Origin of the sequence: Kribbella sp. VKM Ac-2568 (assembly GCF_004345365.1) — a bacterium.
Lineage (GTDB): Bacteria > Actinomycetota > Actinomycetes > Propionibacteriales > Kribbellaceae > Kribbella > Kribbella orskensis.
Window position 1 is genome coordinate 20,758 of record NZ_SLVF01000001.1, and the last position, 15,499, is coordinate 36,256.

Here is a 15,499-nt window from a genome sequence, read left to right on the forward strand (position 1 = left end):
CAAGTCTGAGGTTCCGGTGTCGGGACCGATTTGAATCCGGACCCCCGGAACGGCAACATTGAGTCTGCATCACTCAACTTCGTGGAGGTAACGCACATGGCCCGCGCGGTCGGTATCGATCTCGGTACGACGAACTCCGTCATCGCCGTACTGGAAGGTGGCGAGCCCACCGTCATCCCCAACGCCGAGGGAGCGCGTACGACGCCCTCGGTCGTCGCTTTCGCCAAGAACGGCGAGGTCCTGGTCGGAGAGGTGGCCAAGCGCCAGGCCACCACGAACGTCGACCGGACGATCCGGTCCATCAAGCGCCACATGGGCGAAGACTGGACCACCACGATCGACGGCAAGAAGTTCACCGCTCAGCAGATCAGCGCGTTCGTGCTGCAGAAGCTGAAGCGGGATGCCGAGGCGTACCTCGGGGAGCAGGTCACCGACGCGGTCATCACCGTGCCGGCCTACTTCTCCGACGCGCAGCGCCAGGCGACCAAGGAGGCCGGCGAGATCGCCGGTCTGAACGTGCACCGGATCGTCAACGAGCCCACCGCGGCCGCGCTGGCGTACGGGCTGGACAAGGGCACCGAGCAGACCATCCTGGTCTTCGACCTCGGTGGCGGCACCTTCGACGTGTCGCTGCTGGAGATCGGCGACGGCGTCTTCGAGGTGAAGGCCACCAGCGGTGACAACCACCTCGGTGGTGACGACTGGGACCAGCGGATCGTCAACTGGCTGGTAACCCAGTTCAAGAACAAGAACGGCACCGACCTGTCCGGCGACAAGATGGCCATGCAGCGTCTGCAGGAGGCCGCGGAGAAGGCCAAGATCGAGCTCTCCAGCGCCGCCGAGACGAGCATCCACCTGCCGTACCTGAGCCTGACCGACTCCGGTCCGCTGCACCTGGAGGAGAAGCTCTCCCGGGCCGAGTTCCAGAAGCTCACCAACGACCTGCTCGAGCGCGCCCGCGCGCCGTTCAAGGCCGTCATCAAGGACGCCGGCATCGACGTGTCGAAGATCGACCACGTCATCCTCGTCGGTGGTTCCACCCGGATGCCCGCCGTGGCCGAGCTGGTCAAGGAGCTGACCGGTGGCAAGGACCCGAACAAGGGTGTCAACCCGGACGAGGTCGTCGCCGTCGGAGCCTCCCTGCAGGCCGGTGTGCTGAAGGGTGAGGTCAAGGACGTCCTGCTGCTCGACGTGACCCCGCTGAGCCTGGGCATCGAGACCAAGGGTGGCGTCTTCACCAAGATCATCGAGCGCAACACCACGATCCCGACCAAGGGTTCGGAGATCTTCACCACGGCCGAGGACAACCAGCCGTCGGTGATGATCCAGGTCTACCAGGGTGAGCGCGAGATGGCCCGCGACAACAAGTCGCTCGGCAACTTCGAGCTGACCGGCCTGCCGCCGGCGCCGCGCAACGTGCCGCAGATCGAGGTCACCTTCGACATCGACGCGAACGGCATCGTGCACGTGAACGCCAAGGACCTGGCCACCGGCAAGGAGCAGCGGATGACGGTCACGGGTGGCTCAGCGCTGCCGAAGACCGACATCGACCAGATGGTCCGCGACGCCGAGCAGTACGCCGAGGAGGACCGCATCCGTCGCGAGGCGGTCGAGTCCCGCAACCAGGCGGAGGGTCTGGTCTACCAGACCGAGAAGTTCCTGCAGGAGAACGAGGACAAGGTCCCCGACGACGTCAAGACCGAGGTCAAGGACGGCGTCGCGGAGCTGAAGAAGGCCCTCGAGGGTGAGGACGCCGACGTGATCAAGACCGCGTCGGAGAAGCTCGCCCAGTCCAGCCAGAAGATGGGCGCCGCGATGTACGCGAACGCCCAGGCGGCCGGAACCTCCGACGAGAGCGCCTCTTCCTCCTCCGACGAGAGCGGCTCGGGTAACTCCGAGGACGACGTGGTCGACGCCGAGATCGTGGACGAGGACCGCCCGCAGGACAGCAAGGCTGAGGACACCAAGTGACCGATCGCCCCAACGACCCCGGCAGCGAGTTCGGGGACGGCGAGCCTGTCGTCCGCGACAAGCGCCGGATCGATCCGGAGACCGGCAACCTGCGGGAGCCTTCCCAGGCTCCCGCCGGTGGGGTCCAGCCGGGCAAGCCCGGTACGCCGGGCGCCCAGCCGCCGCGTGACCCTTCCGACCTGATCGGGCCCTCGGCCCAGGAGGCCCTGTTGACCGAGGCGCTCGCCGAGCGTACGGCGGACCTGCAGCGGTTGCAGGCGGAGTACGTGAACTACAAGCGCCGGGTGGACCGGGACCGGGAGGCGAACCGCGAGGTCGTCATCGGTTCCGTGCTGACCGAGTTGCTGCAGACGCTGGACGACATCGGCCGGGCCCGCGAGGCGGGTGAGCTCGAGGGCGCCTTCAAGGCGGTCGCCGAGTCGGTCGAGCGCGTCACCGAGAAGCTCGGACTGGTGAAGTACGGCGAGGTGGGCGACCACTTCGACCCGCGGATCCACGAGGCGCTGCTGCACAACTACTCCGACGAGGTGGACGGCCCGACCGCCACCCTGGTGATGCAGCCGGGCTACCGCCTCGGCGAGCGGATCCTGCGGGCGGCGCGGGTCGCCGTGTCCGAGCCGACCGAGCAGCTCCCGGCCGAGACGACCGGAGAAGCTGACCAGGCTGACAAGCCAACGGAGTAAGGGATTCCCCCCGAGGAGGTGAGGCGTCGATGAGTACGAAAGACTGGTTGGAGAAGGACTTCTACAAGGTTCTCGGCGTCTCCAAGACGGCTGAGGCCGATGAGATCAAGAAGGCCTATCGCAAGCTGGCGCGCAAGTACCACCCGGACTCCAACGCCGGGGACGCGTCCGCCGAGGCCAAGTTCAAGGAGGTCTCCGAGGCGTACGACGTCGTCGGGGACGCCAAGAAGCGCAAGGAGTACGACGAAGCCCGCCGGCTGTTCGGCAGTGGTGGCTTCCGGATGCCGGGCGGTGGCGCCCAGGGCGGTGGACAGGGGTTCGGCTTCGATGTCGGCGACCTGTTCAACCGGTCGGGCTCGACCGGCGGCGGTGGACTCGGCGACATCCTGGGCGGCATGTTCGGCGGTGGTGGCCGCACCACGACCACCACCTCGACGGCCCGTCCGCGGCGCGGCGCCGACATCGAGACCGAGGCGACGATCGAGTTCGCCGAGGCCGTGAACGGTGTCACCGTCGGACTCCGGATGACCAGTGACGAGCCCTGCAAGACCTGCCGCGGGACCGGCGCGAAGTACGGCACGGTGCCGAAGGTCTGCCTCAAGTGCGAAGGCACGGGCATGCAGACCTCGGTCCAGGGTGGCGTCTTCGCGATGACCGAGCCCTGCACCGAGTGCAAGGGGCGCGGCCTGGTCGTGGACCAGCCCTGCGAGACCTGCCACGGCTCCGGCCGCGGCCAGTCGAGCAAGACCATGCAGGTCCGCATCCCCGCGGGCGTGCAGGACGGTCAGCGGATCCGCCTGAAGGGCAAGGGTGCGGCCGGTGAACGAGGTGGCCCCGCGGGCGATCTCTACGTCACCGTGCATGTGAAGTCGCACCGGATCTTCGGCCGGCAGGGCGAGCACCTGACGCTGGCGGTTCCGGTGAGCTTCACCGAGGCCGCGCTCGGCGCCGAGATCAAGGTGCCGACCCTGGACGGTCTGCCCGTCACGGTCCGGATCCCCGCCGGTACTGCGAACGGCAGCAAGCTGCGCGTTCGTGGCAAGGGATCGGTGCGCCGCGACGGTACCAAGGGCGACCTGCTGCTCACCATCGAGGTGCAGGTGCCGCACGAGTTGAGCGACGAGCAGCGGACCAAGCTGCAGGAGTTCTCCTCGGCCTCGGCCCAGCCCGACTTGCGCGCCGGGTTGTTCGGGAGTTCCTGATGGGCCTCCCGTTCAGCCAGGTGCCGACCTGGGACGACCGCACCCCGATCTACGTGATCTCGGTGGCGGCCCAGTTGGCCGGTATGCATCCGCAGACCCTGCGGCAGTACGACCGGCTCGGCCTGGTCACGCCCAGCCGGGCGAGTGGCCGCGGCCGACGGTACTCGGCGTACGACGTGGCGAAGCTGAGGTACGTCCAGCACCTGTCGCAGGAGGAGGGCGTCAACCTTGCGGGCATCCGGCACATCCTTGAGCTCCAGTCGGAGGTCGAGGACCTGCGCAAGCGGGTGAACCAGTTGCTCGCCGAGGTGCAGCGTGGGGTCGGTGTGTCCCGGCAGCACACCCAGCGGTCCCGGGTGTTCTCGGCCGGGCCGGCGGGTGATGTGATCGCGATGGGCCGGCAGCAGACCACCACCCGGTGGATCCGCACCCAGCCCCTCGAGCTCGGACCGCGCTGACCTTCCCCGGAAGGTGAGCCCGGAATGCTGACCTTCCCCGGAAGGTGAGCCCGGAATGCTGACCTTCCCCGGAAGGTGAGCGCGGTACGCCGGTCTTCCCCGGAAGGCCGGCGTACCGAAAGCCTCCGGAAGCTTCCATCCCCCCGAAGCTTCCGGTTCCCCCCGGAAGTTCCCACCCCCATGGGGACTCCGGGCCCCGGAGGCGCCTGTTCCCAGGCGCTGACCGGGCTCCTGGTGGTGCCTTCCCCCGAGGTGCCGCCAGGCCCCGGAGGGACCTGGATGCCAGGTCCCTCCGGGGTTCCGGAGGCATGTCACCCACGTGTCTCCGGCCGAGCCCCCGGACCCCATCCCCTCGGGTCCGGGGGCTCCCTGCTGTCCGCCCTTCGCCCAGAAACGCTTTGTGACACAGGCAGTGCGGGGCGCATCATCGGTCGGGTGCAAACACCTGCACTCGTGCTCTCAGGCCCACCCGGGGTCGGCAAGACATCCGTCGGTCGCGGGTGTCGTGGAGAACCTGGACGAGCGGCGGCAACTGGAGGAGGCCACCGGCGGACCCGTCGTGATCTGCCGGCTCGATGCCCCGGACACCGAACTCGCACAACGCATTCACGCCGCCGACGTCCTAGTGCGCTGGGCCTTCGCCTAGTTGGCATCCGGACGGGGTTGCCGCTTGGGTGCCGCCGCCTACCCTGGCGATGTGACGCTCTATCTGCAGACCGACCGGCTGTTGATCCGGGACTGGGAAGAAGAGGACGCCAAGGCCGCATTGGAGATCTACGGATCGGCCGACGTCGCGCAGTGGTTGTCGCCCGCCATCGACCAGGTCACCGACGCGGCGACGATGCGCGTCATCCTGCGGGCCTGGATCGAGGCCCAGCCGAACCTCGTCGTCCCGGCCGGCCGCTGGGCCGTGGTCCGCCAGGAGGACAACGAGGTGGTCGGCGGCCTGCTCATCCGGCTGCTCCCCCCGTACGAGGAGGACCTGGAGATCGGCTGGCAACTCAAGCCCTCCGCCTGGGGCAACGGCTACGCCACCGAGGCCAGCCGAGGCCTGATGAAGTGGGCGTTCAAGGAGGGCTCGATCGACGAACTCTTCGCCGTCGCCCGCCCGCACAACAAGCGCGCGATCGCGACCGCCACCCGCCTGGGCATGAACTGGGTAGGCGAAACCGACAAGTACTACGACCTGAACCTGCAGGTCTACCGCCTCCGAGCCGCAGACCTCAAACCCTGACGTCACCGCAACGCTTGGCCCCGGCAACAGCAACCAGCACGCCTTCGTCCGCCCAGGCAGCCTCCTGGGCGCGCTTGGACACGTTGGGTGACGGTTGAGTGCGGACTGTAGCTGTCGGTCCCGGGTGATCCCTGAGTTATCCCCAGGTTTTCTGAGAGTTGAGTGGAATGGACTCAACTCTGGATAAGTTGTCTCTAGTAGGACTTGTCATGAACTGGAAAGGCTGGAGACCAGATGGATGTTCAGCGGTTGACGACGCTGGCCCGGGAAACCCTGTCGGTCGCGATCCGTCAGACCTCCGCGGCGGGCAACCCGACCGTGGAACCGATTCACCTGTTGTCGGCGCTGCTCGCGCAGCCCGAGGGGACCACTGTCGGTCTGCTCGAGGCGGCCGGCGCGGACGTCGACGCAGTACGCCGCCGTACTGCGGAGCAGTTGAGCAGGCTGCCGAAGACGAGTGGTGGCAGTGTGCAGGCGCCGAGCCTGTCGCCGAAGACCAGCGATGTGCTGAATCAGGCCGAGCAGCGGGCCCTCGGGCTCGGGGACGAGTTCGTCTCCACCGAGCACCTGCTGATCTCGCTCGCCACGGTCGAGGGCAACGCCAAGAGCGCGCTGGACGTGACGCCGGAGGCGCTGCTGCAGGCGTTCGACGCGATGCGCGGCAACCGGCGGATCACCTCGCCGGAGGCTGAGGGGACCACCAAGACGCTGGAGAAGTACGGCGTCGACCTGACTGAGCGCGCCCGCGACGGCAAGCTCGACCCGGTGATCGGCCGTGACTCGGAGATCCGCCGCGTGGTCCAGGTGCTGTCGCGCCGGACGAAGAACAACCCGGTCCTGATCGGTGAGCCCGGCGTCGGCAAGACCGCCGTCGTCGAGGGACTCGCGCAGCGGATCGTGGCCGGCGACGTACCGGAGTCCCTGCGGGGCCGCCGGCTGATCAGCCTTGACCTGGGCGCGATGGTCGCCGGTGCGAAGTACCGCGGTGAGTTCGAGGAGCGGCTGAAGGCCGTGCTGACCGAGATCAAGGAATCCGACGGCCAGGTCATCACCTTCATCGACGAGCTGCACACCGTCGTCGGCGCGGGTGCGTCCGGCGAGGGCGCGATGGACGCCGGCAACATGCTGAAGCCGATGCTGGCCCGCGGTGAGCTGCGGATGATCGGTGCCACCACCCTCGACGAGTACCGGACCCGGATCGAGAAGGACCCGGCGCTGGAGCGACGCTTCCAGCAGGTCTTCGTCGGTGAGCCGAGTGTCGAGGACTCGATCGCGATCCTGCGCGGCCTGAAGGAGCGCTACGAGGCGCACCACAAGGTCGCCATTTCCGACAGTGCGCTGGTCGCTGCTGCCACCTTGTCCAACCGCTACATCAGCGGCCGCCAGCTGCCCGACAAGGCGATCGACCTGGTCGACGAGTCTGCTTCCCGGCTGCGGATGGAGATCGACTCCTCCCCGGTGGAGATCGACTCGCTGCGGCGGACGGTCGACCGGCTGAAGATGGAGGAGCTCGCGCTGTCGCGCGAGGAGGACGCCTCCAGTCAGGAGCGGCTGGAGCGGCTGCGCGCCGATCTCGCCGACCGCGAGGAGGAGTTGCGCGCGCTCGAAGCCCGCTGGGAGAAGGAGAAGTCCGGCCTGAACCGGATCGGTGAGGTCAAGGAGCGGATCGACGAGCTCCGTGGCCAGGCCGAGCGGGCCCAGCGCGAAGGCGACTTCGAGACCGCCTCAAAGATCCTGTACGGCGACATCCCCGAGCTGACCAAGGAGCTGGAAGAGGCTTCCGCCGAGCCCGAGGTCATCGACGGCCCGGACGCGATGGTCAACGAGGAGGTCGGGCCCACCGAGATCGCCGAGGTGATCGCGATGTGGACCGGTATCCCGACCGGCCGGCTGCTCGAGGGCGAGACCGGCAAGCTGCTCCGGATGGAGGACGAGCTGGGCAGGCGGCTGATCGGCCAGCGCGAGGCGGTCAAGGCCGTCAGCGACGCCGTACGCCGGGCGCGCGCGGGCATCTCCGACCCGGACCGGCCGACCGGGAGCTTCCTGTTCCTCGGCCCGACCGGTGTCGGCAAGACCGAGCTGGCCAAGGCGCTCGCGGACTTCCTGTTCGACGACGAGCGGGCGATGGTCCGGATCGACATGTCGGAGTACGGCGAGAAGCACAGCGTCTCGCGACTCGTCGGCGCACCCCCCGGCTACGTCGGCTACGAGGAAGGTGGCCAGCTGACCGAAGCGGTCCGCCGCCGCCCGTACTCCGTGATCCTGCTGGACGAGGTCGAGAAGGCGCACCCCGAGGTCTTCGACATCCTCCTGCAGGTGCTCGACGACGGCCGGCTGACCGACGGCCAGGGGCGTACGGTCGACTTCCGCAACGTCATCCTGGTGCTCACCAGCAACCTGGGTTCGGCGTACCTGGCGGACATGTCGATCGACGACTCCGCCAAGCGCGACCAGGTGATGAACGTGGTTCGCCAGGCCTTCAAGCCGGAGTTCATCAACCGGCTCGACGAGATCGTCCTGTTCGACGCCCTGGGCAGCGAGGAGCTGACCAAGATCGTCGGCCTCCAGATCGGTGCGCTGCAGCGCCGGCTGGCTGACCGCCGCATCACCCTGGATGTCGGCGAGGACGCGATGGAGTGGCTGGCGATGACCGGCTACGACCCGGTGTACGGCGCCCGCCCGCTCCGCCGCCTGGTCCAGTCCGCCATCGGAGACGAACTAGCCCGAGGCCTCCTTTCGGGCGAGATCCGCGATGGTGACACCGTCCACGTCCGCATCAACGAGGCCAAGGACGCCCTCGACGTAACCGCCGCCTGACTTCACCCCAACGGCCGGCCCCGGATCCACCGATCCGGAGCCGGCCGTTGTGCTGCCCGGACCCTTGAGGTCGTACCGGAGAAGGCTGCGAGGACTCTCAGGGCTCTTCCCGACGGGCTGCCCGGCATGTCAGAGGTTCTTCCGGAAGAAGTGGTTGGAGTGGCCGGGTGGGTAGTCGTGCTTGACGGCGTACTCCTCGTAGCCGGCCCGGAGGTAGAAGCCCGGAGCCTGGAAATCGAAGGTCGTGACTTCCGCCCACCGGCACCCTCGCTGCCGACCCTCATCCTCGACTGCCCGCAACAACTCCAGCCCGATCCTGCGCCCCCGAACCTGCTGATCAACCCACATCGTGTCGATGGTCAGCCAGTGCCACAGCCGCTCCACCCGCGCTGCACAACCACCGATCAACGCCCCGTCCGTCGCCAGCGCGAACACCTGAACAGGCTCGGACCGCAGATTCGCCGGCTCGAACCGCCTGCGCACGATTTCTGAGCGGCTCTTGTTGTACTCGACCAGCCGCTCAGTCATCTCCTCCTCGAGCCCGCCGTCCACCCTGGCCTGCAACTCCCACCCACCAGCCCCATCCACCCCGCCAGCCTGATCCCGCCCCCACCCCCAGACAACCCGATTACCAATCACCCCGCCACCCGCACGACCCCGCGCGCCACCGACCGGGTCGGTGGTGCTGGGGTGGGTTTGCCGTCTTGGGAGCGGCAAGGGGTGGGGGGTTGGGGGGATCTGCGAGGATCGGGGGTGGGGTTAGGTGGAAGGACTCTTCGGGCGATGAACGAGCAGTACGGCGGCGGTCAGGGTGACGAGCCCCCGCGGGACGACCGCCCAGGTCCGTACCGAGGCGTCTTCGGCTCGCCCGGCCAATCACCCGGCTCACCACCCCCGCCACCCCACGGTCCCTCCGGCCAGAACCCCGCGGCGCCCGGCGGGAAGCCCGGTCAGGACCCGACGCGGTACGGCGGGGACGCTGGGCAGGACCCCACGGCGCCGGGCGGGCAGCCCGGGCAGGACCCCGCGCGGTACAGCGGGCAGGGGGCTTCGCCGTATGGGGAGGAAGGACGGGGGTACTCGCAGCAAGGGAATCCGTGGGGGTATCGGGCGGGGACTGAGGCTGTGCCCAAGCAGGTGACTGTGGCGGCTGCGATTTCCTTGGGGCTTGGGGCGCTCTGTGTGCTCGGGGGGTTGTTCTCGCTGACTTCGGCGGCGGCTCCGATGGCTGAGATGTTGATGGGGTCGAAGGATGCCACGGGCTGGTTGGTCGTGGTGTTCCTGCTGTGCGGGGTGGCCTACATCCTCCCGGCGGTGTTCCTGCGCAAGCGGCGGAACTGGGCCCGGAATCTGCTGATGGTCGTCGCCACCTTCGGCATCGCGGGCGGGGTGACCGCCCTCCCCGGCAGCATCCTCGGCCTCGCGATCCACGTCACCCTCCTGGCGCTGATGCTCCAGGGACCCACCAAAACCTGGTTCCTAGGAGTCCGCCGCTGATGGAGATCTGGATCAATCCGGCCTGCTCGAAGTGTCGAGCCGCCACCGCCGCCCTGGATGACTCCGGTACTCCGTACACGGTCCGCCGCTACCTCGAGGACCCGCCGACCGCCGACGAGCTCACCGACGTACTGGCCCGCCTGAACCTCGAACCCTGGCACATCGCCAGGATGAACGAGAAGCCGGCCGTTGCCCTCCGCGACCTCCCTCGCGACGAGGCTCATCGCGCGGACTGGATCGCCGCCCTGGTCGCCGATCCCATCCTCATCCAGCGCCCGATCATCACGTCCGACGACGGCACCACCGCCATCGCCCGAGACCCCGAAACCGTCTCCCGCTTCCTCCGCCCCTAGGCGCGCGAAGCCGGCTGGCTGGTCATGGCTTTGAGGGCCTGTTCGGCGATGGCGGCGGACTGCAGCAGGGCCTCGCGCGGCACGCCGGCTGCCGCGTGGACGGCGTGACCTTCGGACACCACCATGAGGAAGCGGGCCAGGGCGTCCGGGTCGGCATCCGCTGGTAGGTCGTTCTGCTCGATCGCCAGGCGGAACCGGTCGGCGAAGACCTTCTCCCCAGCGAGGCGGCTGGCCGCCAGGAACTGTGCGACGTCCTGGTTCTCGGTACTGCAGGACAGGCCGCCCTGGATCGACAGACACCCGTTCGGCTTGTCGTCGAGGGTCACGGCAGCCACGTTGTCGCGCAGGAACCGCTGGACGACGAGGAGCGCGGTGGGTTCCTCGAGGGCTGCCCGCGCGTACGCCATGTCGTGCTCGGCGTAGTGCGCGATCACCCGGCGGAAGAGATCTGCCTTGCCGCCGTACACGGAGTACAGGCTTGGTTTGTTGACGCCCATCGCAGTCGTCAGGTCGGTGATCGAGGTGCCCTCGTAGCCCTGCCGCCAGAACACCTCGACGGCACGCTCGAGTGCCTCCTCCTCGTCGAACGTGCGCGGTCGTCCTCCCGGCATCTGCCACCTCCTGGCTCATTGCCGAGAATAGCAGTTCTTAACCGCTCGGTTCAAAAATTTGCATGAGCCCTCAACCACTGCTAGCTTGAGTTTCTAACCGAACGGTATGAAACTGAGGAGACGGATCATGAGCGGCAGTGCTGAGCAGGCCCTGGGGCGGGTCGGCGTCTGGAGCATGGAACTGCGCAACGCCGGGCGGCCGGGCGTCGCCGAGGCGGCGGCCGAACTGGCTGACCGGGGCATCACCGCCCTCTGGATCCCTGGGCTCGACGGCCGCGGAGTCTTCGACGACACCGACGAGCTGCTGACTGCATCGCCCAAGACGTACGTCGTGCTCGGTGTCCTCGGTATCTGGCGACAGGAAGCCTCGGTCTTGTCGGCCCGGGTCCAGGAGCTGGACCTCCGTCACGGGCCGCGGACAATCGTCGGCCTCGGGGTGAGTGACCGCAACGCGGCCGCGGCGGTGGGTCGGACGTACGCCAGTCCGGTCGATGCGGTCAGCGAGTACCTCGATGAGCTGGCTCAGGAGCAGAGCCCGATCGCTCGGGAGCGTCTGCTGCTCGGGGCTCTCGGTCCTCGGATGGCGCAGCTCGCAGCAGAACGCACTGCGGGGATCCATCCGTTCCTGGTGAACCCGGACTACACCGCGCGGATGCGCGACCGGCTGGGCAGCGACGCGATCATCGCGCCTCATCAGGCGGTCGTGTTCAGCGCGGATGCCGAGCAGGCTCGCGCGGTCGCGCGCGACCAGCTCGGGATGTTCGTCGGGTTCGATGCCTACCGCAACAATCTTCGGCGGCTCGGCTTCACCGACAGCGATCTCGTTCCCGGCGGCAGCGACCGGCTGATCGACGCGCTGGTCGCCTGGGGAGACGACGGGGCGATCGGCCGACGACTCCGCGAGCACTTGGACGCAGGCGCCGACCACGTCGCCGTACAGGTACTTCCCACCGCACCGGCCGACAACGGCCTGCCCTCACCGGGAGGCGACGGCCTTCCCCTGGCGGGCTGGCGGCGACTGGCGGATCTCGCCACCGGCCTCGCCTGACCTCTCCACCGGACCTCACCCCCACCTCACCTGACACCCATTTCACCTGAGCTTCCGGCCGATCCCGGCCGGCACCACCGAAAGGATCCCCTCATGGGACAGCTGGACAACAAGGTCGCACTCGTCACCGGTGCCACCAGCGGTATCGGCCTGGCGGCCGCACGGCGGCTCGCGGTGGAAGGCGCACACGTCTTCATCACCGGTCGCCGCAAGCCCGAACTCGATGCCGCGGTGGCCGACATCGCGGCCGTCGCCGGTGACCGGGTCACCGGCGTGGCGGGTGACGTCGCGAACCTGGATGACCTCGACGCGCTCTACAGCTCCATCGCGCAATACGGCCGCGGCCTCGACATCGTCTACGCGAACGCGGGAGGCGGTGGCTTCGTGCCGCTGGAGGCGATCACTCCCGACGACTTCGACCGCACCTTCGGCATCAACGTCCGCGGCACGCTCTTCACCGTGCAGAAGGCGCTTCCGCTGCTGAACGAGGGCGCGGCGATCGTCCTGGCCGGCTCCACCGCCGCCACCGATGGCACCCCGGCCTTCAGTGTGTACTCCGCAACGAAGGCCGCCATCCGGTCCTTCGGCCGGACCTGGGCAGCCGAGTTGGCGCCGCGCGGGATCCGGGTGAACACCGTCATTCCCGGCTCCACCAACACGCCGGGGCTCGCCGGACTCGTACCGGACCCCGAGCAGGTCGGGGCGGTCCTGGGAGCGATGGCCGCCGGGGTGCCGCTCGGGCGTCTCGGGGAGCCCGACGAGATCGCCAACGCCGTCCTGTTCCTCGCCTCCGACCAGAGCAGTTTCATGACCGGCGGCGAGATCTTCGTCGACGGCGGCAGCAGCCAGATCTGAGCGCAGGGTGCCGGTGGAGCGCGCAGCCCATCGGCACCCCCGCCGGACCTCAGAGCTTGGTGAGGCGGGTGAGGGCTTCCTCGAGGATGTGGGGTTGTTTGCAGAAGGCCCAGCGGACCAGGGGGCGGCCGGCGTCCACGTTGTCGTAGAAGACCTGGTGGGGGATTGCCACCACGCCGGTCTTCTCGGGCAGCATGCGGCAGAACTCGACGCCGTCGGTGTAGCCGAGGGGGCGGACGTCGGTGGTGACGAAGTAGGTGCCCTGGGGGCGGTGGACGCCGAAGCCGAGGGATTCCAGGCCGTCGCAGAGCAGGTCGCGCTTGGCCTGCATCGTACCGCGCAGCTCGTCGAAGTACTCGTTGCCTAAGGCAAGGGCTCCGGCAACGGCTGGTTGGAAGGGTGCGCCCGAGACGTAGGTGAGGAACTGCTTGGACGTGTTGACCGCGGTCACCACCTCGGGAGTCCCGGTGACCCAGCCGATCTTCCAGCCGGTGACGGAGAAGGTCTTGCCCGCACTGCCGATGGAGATCGTGCGCTCGGCCATCCCGTCGTACGACGTGAGCGGGCGGTGCTCGAGTCCGTCGTAGATGAGGTGCTCGTAGACCTCGTCGGTGATGACGACCAGGTCGTGCTCGATCGCGACGGCGGCGACCCCGCGGAGTTCCTCGTCGGTGAGCACCGTGCCGGTCGGGTTGTGCGGTGAGTTGATCAGCAGCACCTTCGTCCGCGGAGTGACCGCGGCCCGGAGTTCGTCGAGGTCGAGGCGGAAGTCGGGCGCGCGCAGGGTGACCGGCACGCGGTGGCCACCCGCCATCGCGATGCACGCCGCGTACGAGTCGTAGTACGGCTCGAGGGCGATCACCTCGTCACCCGGTTCGACGTACGCGAGCAGGGCGGCGGCGATCGCCTCGGTGGCGCCGGTGGTGACCAGGACCTGCGTGTCCGGGTCGTACTCGAGGCCGTAGAACCGCTTCTGGTGGTCGACGATCGCCTGCCGGAGGGCGGGGATGCCGCGACCCGGCGGGTACTGGTTCGCGCCGGACCGGATGGCCGAGATCGCGTCCTCGAGCAGGGAGTCCGGGCCGTCGGTGTCGGGGAACCCCTGGCCGAGGTTCACCGAGCCCGTGCGGACCGCGAGCGCGGACATCTCCGCGAAGATGGTGGTGCCGAGACCTTGCAGCCGCTGAGCGTGTTCGCGCATGGCTCCGACCCTAACCCCGCCACCCAGGTGCCCGCAGGAGTCCGTCCGCGCCGCGGGACAACGGCCGGGGACGGGTCATGATGCTCCGACAACCCACCAAACTCTGGTGCCAGACCCCCGCCGCTGACCGTCCGAAGCAGTCGTTTCGTCCTGGCGGACGCAGTCTGGCACTTTCGATACCGGCCGTTCCATGCATCATGAGATGCGAGGGAGGCCGCCCATGACCGAAGAGAGTGGGACGGTGCCGGCGGTGCGCGTGGCGCTGCTACTTGCCGCCGGACGAGGACTTCGGATGCGGTCCACCCGCCCGAAGGCATTGCGCCGGGTCGGCGGCATCAGCCTGCTGGAGCGCTGCAGCAAGGTGTTGCGCCAGGCCGGGGTCGAGCGAATCGTCGTCGTGGTCGGTTACCGCGCAGAAGATGTCATCGCCGCGATCCAGGCTCGGAAGCTGCCGGTGGAGGTGGTGACGAACGCGGACTGGCAGCACGGCACTGCCTCCTCGGTGCTGGCCGGCCTCAGCGCGGTCGGCGACCGACGCTGTCTGGTGGTGATGGGTGACCACGTGTTCGAGGCGGAGGATGTCCGGCGGCTGGTCCGGACGACCGGTGGCAACGTAGCGGCCGTGGACCGCGACGTCGATCGACAGTTCGGTGGCCTGAGCGGGGCCCGCCCGAACAGGATCCTGCTGCGAGACGACGGGTGCGTCGCCTCCCTGGGGCCCGACCTGGACGAGTACGACGCGGTGGACGCGGGCCTGACCGTCGTCGAGGTGAGCGACGTGCTGTCGGTGGCGGGCCGTGCGTCGGAGTCCTGGTTGGAGCTCCGGCAGGAACTGCTGGCGCAGGGCCACCCCGTTCAGTCCCGTGACGTGAACGGGTTGTGGGCCGATGTGGACACGCCGGAAACGGTGCGGGCCCTGGAACGGTTCATGTGGCGCCGCTACGGACCCAAGCCGACCGACGGTGTCATCGCCCGGGTGGTGAATCGCCGCATCTCCGGACCGCTCACCCGCCTGCTGTTGCACACCGGGCTCACGCCTGACGCCGCGACCGCACTGGCATTCGCCACCACCCTGCTGGCGGCCGGGCTGGTGGCGACCGGCAACACCTGGCTGATGGTTGCCGGCGGCGTTGGCGTCGTCCTCGGCTCGGCACTGGATGGTGTCGACGGCGAGATCGCTCGTGTCAGCGGTACGGCGTCCCGGCGCGGCGCGACCCTGGACACGCTCCTGGACCGGTATGCCGACCTGTCGGTAGTCCTGGCCCTCGTCCTCGCCACTGGCGCGACACGAACCGCTTGGGCCTGGGGATTCGCCGCGGCGACAGGTTGCCTGCTGGTGTCTTACGTCCACGCGGTCGGCCGCGACACCGACGTACGACTCTTGTTCCGCCGTGAGTTCCGGCTACTCATCTTCGCGGTCGCGGCTGTCGTCGGGCTGCCACTGTGGGGGCTGATCGCTGTGGCCGTCGCAGCCAACCTCGACGTGGTCCGAGGTATCGACCTGCTGCTGCGAGCCATGCGCGAATGACCTGCTCTGATCAGCGGCGGCGCGGGGCGTCAGGGGTGGGT

At 68.6% G+C, this 15,499-nt stretch carries 15 protein-coding genes; 12 read left to right on the forward strand and 3 right to left on the reverse strand.

Annotated features, from left to right (window positions below):
* Window positions 1–96: 96 nt before the first annotated feature.
* The 7 genes from dnaK (at window position 97) to clpB (ending at window position 8,365) form a co-directional block, all read left to right on the forward strand.
* Entirely contained in the window at window positions 97–1,971 is a 1,875-nt protein-coding gene (gene dnaK / locus EV648_RS00100) for a molecular chaperone DnaK (RefSeq protein ID WP_132284978.1), read from the forward strand.
* Complete coding sequence (gene grpE, locus EV648_RS00105; RefSeq protein WP_132283803.1) at window positions 1,968–2,654, forward strand: nucleotide exchange factor GrpE; 687 nt, start codon at window positions 1,968–1,970, stop codon at window positions 2,652–2,654. The genes dnaK and grpE overlap by 4 nt, the downstream gene beginning before the upstream one ends.
* 29 nt (window positions 2,655–2,683) lie before the next feature.
* Window positions 2,684–3,856, forward strand: coding sequence for a molecular chaperone DnaJ (gene dnaJ / locus EV648_RS00110; RefSeq protein WP_132283805.1), 1,173 nt, complete (start codon window positions 2,684–2,686; stop codon window positions 3,854–3,856).
* A complete protein-coding gene (locus EV648_RS00115; protein WP_132283807.1) occupies window positions 3,856–4,314 on the forward strand; it encodes a heat shock protein transcriptional repressor HspR in 459 nt (152 codons plus the stop codon). The genes dnaJ and EV648_RS00115 overlap by 1 nt, the downstream gene beginning before the upstream one ends.
* Window positions 4,315–4,819: 505 nt before the next feature.
* The gene (locus EV648_RS42330) at window positions 4,820–4,960 is read left to right on the forward strand and encodes a hypothetical protein (RefSeq protein ID WP_158293854.1); all 141 of its coding nucleotides are present in this window, start codon (window positions 4,820–4,822) and stop codon (window positions 4,958–4,960) included.
* Between the two features lie 51 nt (window positions 4,961–5,011).
* Complete coding sequence (locus tag EV648_RS00120; RefSeq protein WP_132283809.1) at window positions 5,012–5,548, forward strand: GNAT family N-acetyltransferase; 537 nt, start codon at window positions 5,012–5,014, stop codon at window positions 5,546–5,548.
* Between the two features lie 234 nt (window positions 5,549–5,782).
* Window positions 5,783–8,365: an ATP-dependent chaperone ClpB gene (gene clpB / locus EV648_RS00125; protein WP_132283811.1), complete on the forward strand. Its 2,583-nt coding sequence runs from the start codon at window positions 5,783–5,785 to the stop codon at window positions 8,363–8,365.
* A 129-nt stretch (window positions 8,366–8,494) separates the two neighbouring features.
* Here the strand turns inward: clpB and EV648_RS00130 are convergent, their stop codons facing one another.
* Entirely contained in the window at window positions 8,495–8,953 is a 459-nt protein-coding gene (locus EV648_RS00130; protein ID WP_132283813.1) for a GNAT family N-acetyltransferase, read from the reverse strand.
* Between the two features lie 636 nt (window positions 8,954–9,589).
* Here EV648_RS00130 and EV648_RS00135 point away from each other — a divergent pair.
* Window positions 9,590–9,862 (forward strand): hypothetical protein, encoded by a 273-nt coding sequence (locus EV648_RS00135; protein ID WP_132283815.1) that lies wholly within the window; start codon window positions 9,590–9,592, stop codon window positions 9,860–9,862.
* Window positions 9,862–10,215: an ArsC/Spx/MgsR family protein gene (locus EV648_RS00140; RefSeq protein ID WP_132283817.1), complete on the forward strand. Its 354-nt coding sequence runs from the start codon at window positions 9,862–9,864 to the stop codon at window positions 10,213–10,215. The genes EV648_RS00135 and EV648_RS00140 overlap by 1 nt, the downstream gene beginning before the upstream one ends.
* On the opposite strand, the gene EV648_RS00145 is transcribed toward EV648_RS00140, so the two are convergent.
* Window positions 10,212–10,826, reverse strand: a complete 615-nt coding sequence (locus tag EV648_RS00145; protein WP_132283819.1) for a TetR/AcrR family transcriptional regulator — start codon at window positions 10,824–10,826, stop codon at window positions 10,212–10,214. The two genes, EV648_RS00140 and EV648_RS00145, sit on opposite strands and share 4 nt — an antisense overlap.
* 127 nt (window positions 10,827–10,953) lie before the next feature.
* Here EV648_RS00145 and EV648_RS00150 point away from each other — a divergent pair, with 127 nt between their 5' ends.
* The gene (locus tag EV648_RS00150; RefSeq protein ID WP_132283821.1) at window positions 10,954–11,874 is read left to right on the forward strand and encodes a TIGR03620 family F420-dependent LLM class oxidoreductase; all 921 of its coding nucleotides are present in this window, start codon (window positions 10,954–10,956) and stop codon (window positions 11,872–11,874) included.
* A gap of 93 nt (window positions 11,875–11,967) precedes the next feature.
* A complete protein-coding gene (locus EV648_RS00155; RefSeq protein ID WP_132283823.1) occupies window positions 11,968–12,729 on the forward strand; it encodes an SDR family NAD(P)-dependent oxidoreductase in 762 nt (253 codons plus the stop codon).
* Between the two features lie 49 nt (window positions 12,730–12,778).
* Here the strand turns inward: EV648_RS00155 and EV648_RS00160 are convergent, their stop codons facing one another.
* Window positions 12,779–13,930, reverse strand: a complete 1,152-nt coding sequence (locus EV648_RS00160) for a pyridoxal phosphate-dependent aminotransferase (protein WP_132191994.1) — start codon at window positions 13,928–13,930, stop codon at window positions 12,779–12,781.
* A gap of 220 nt (window positions 13,931–14,150) precedes the next feature.
* On the opposite strand from EV648_RS00160, the gene EV648_RS00165 reads away from it, so the two are divergent.
* The gene (locus EV648_RS00165) at window positions 14,151–15,458 is read left to right on the forward strand and encodes an NTP transferase domain-containing protein (RefSeq protein WP_158293855.1); all 1,308 of its coding nucleotides are present in this window, start codon (window positions 14,151–14,153) and stop codon (window positions 15,456–15,458) included.
* Window positions 15,459–15,499: the final 41 nt, after the last annotated feature.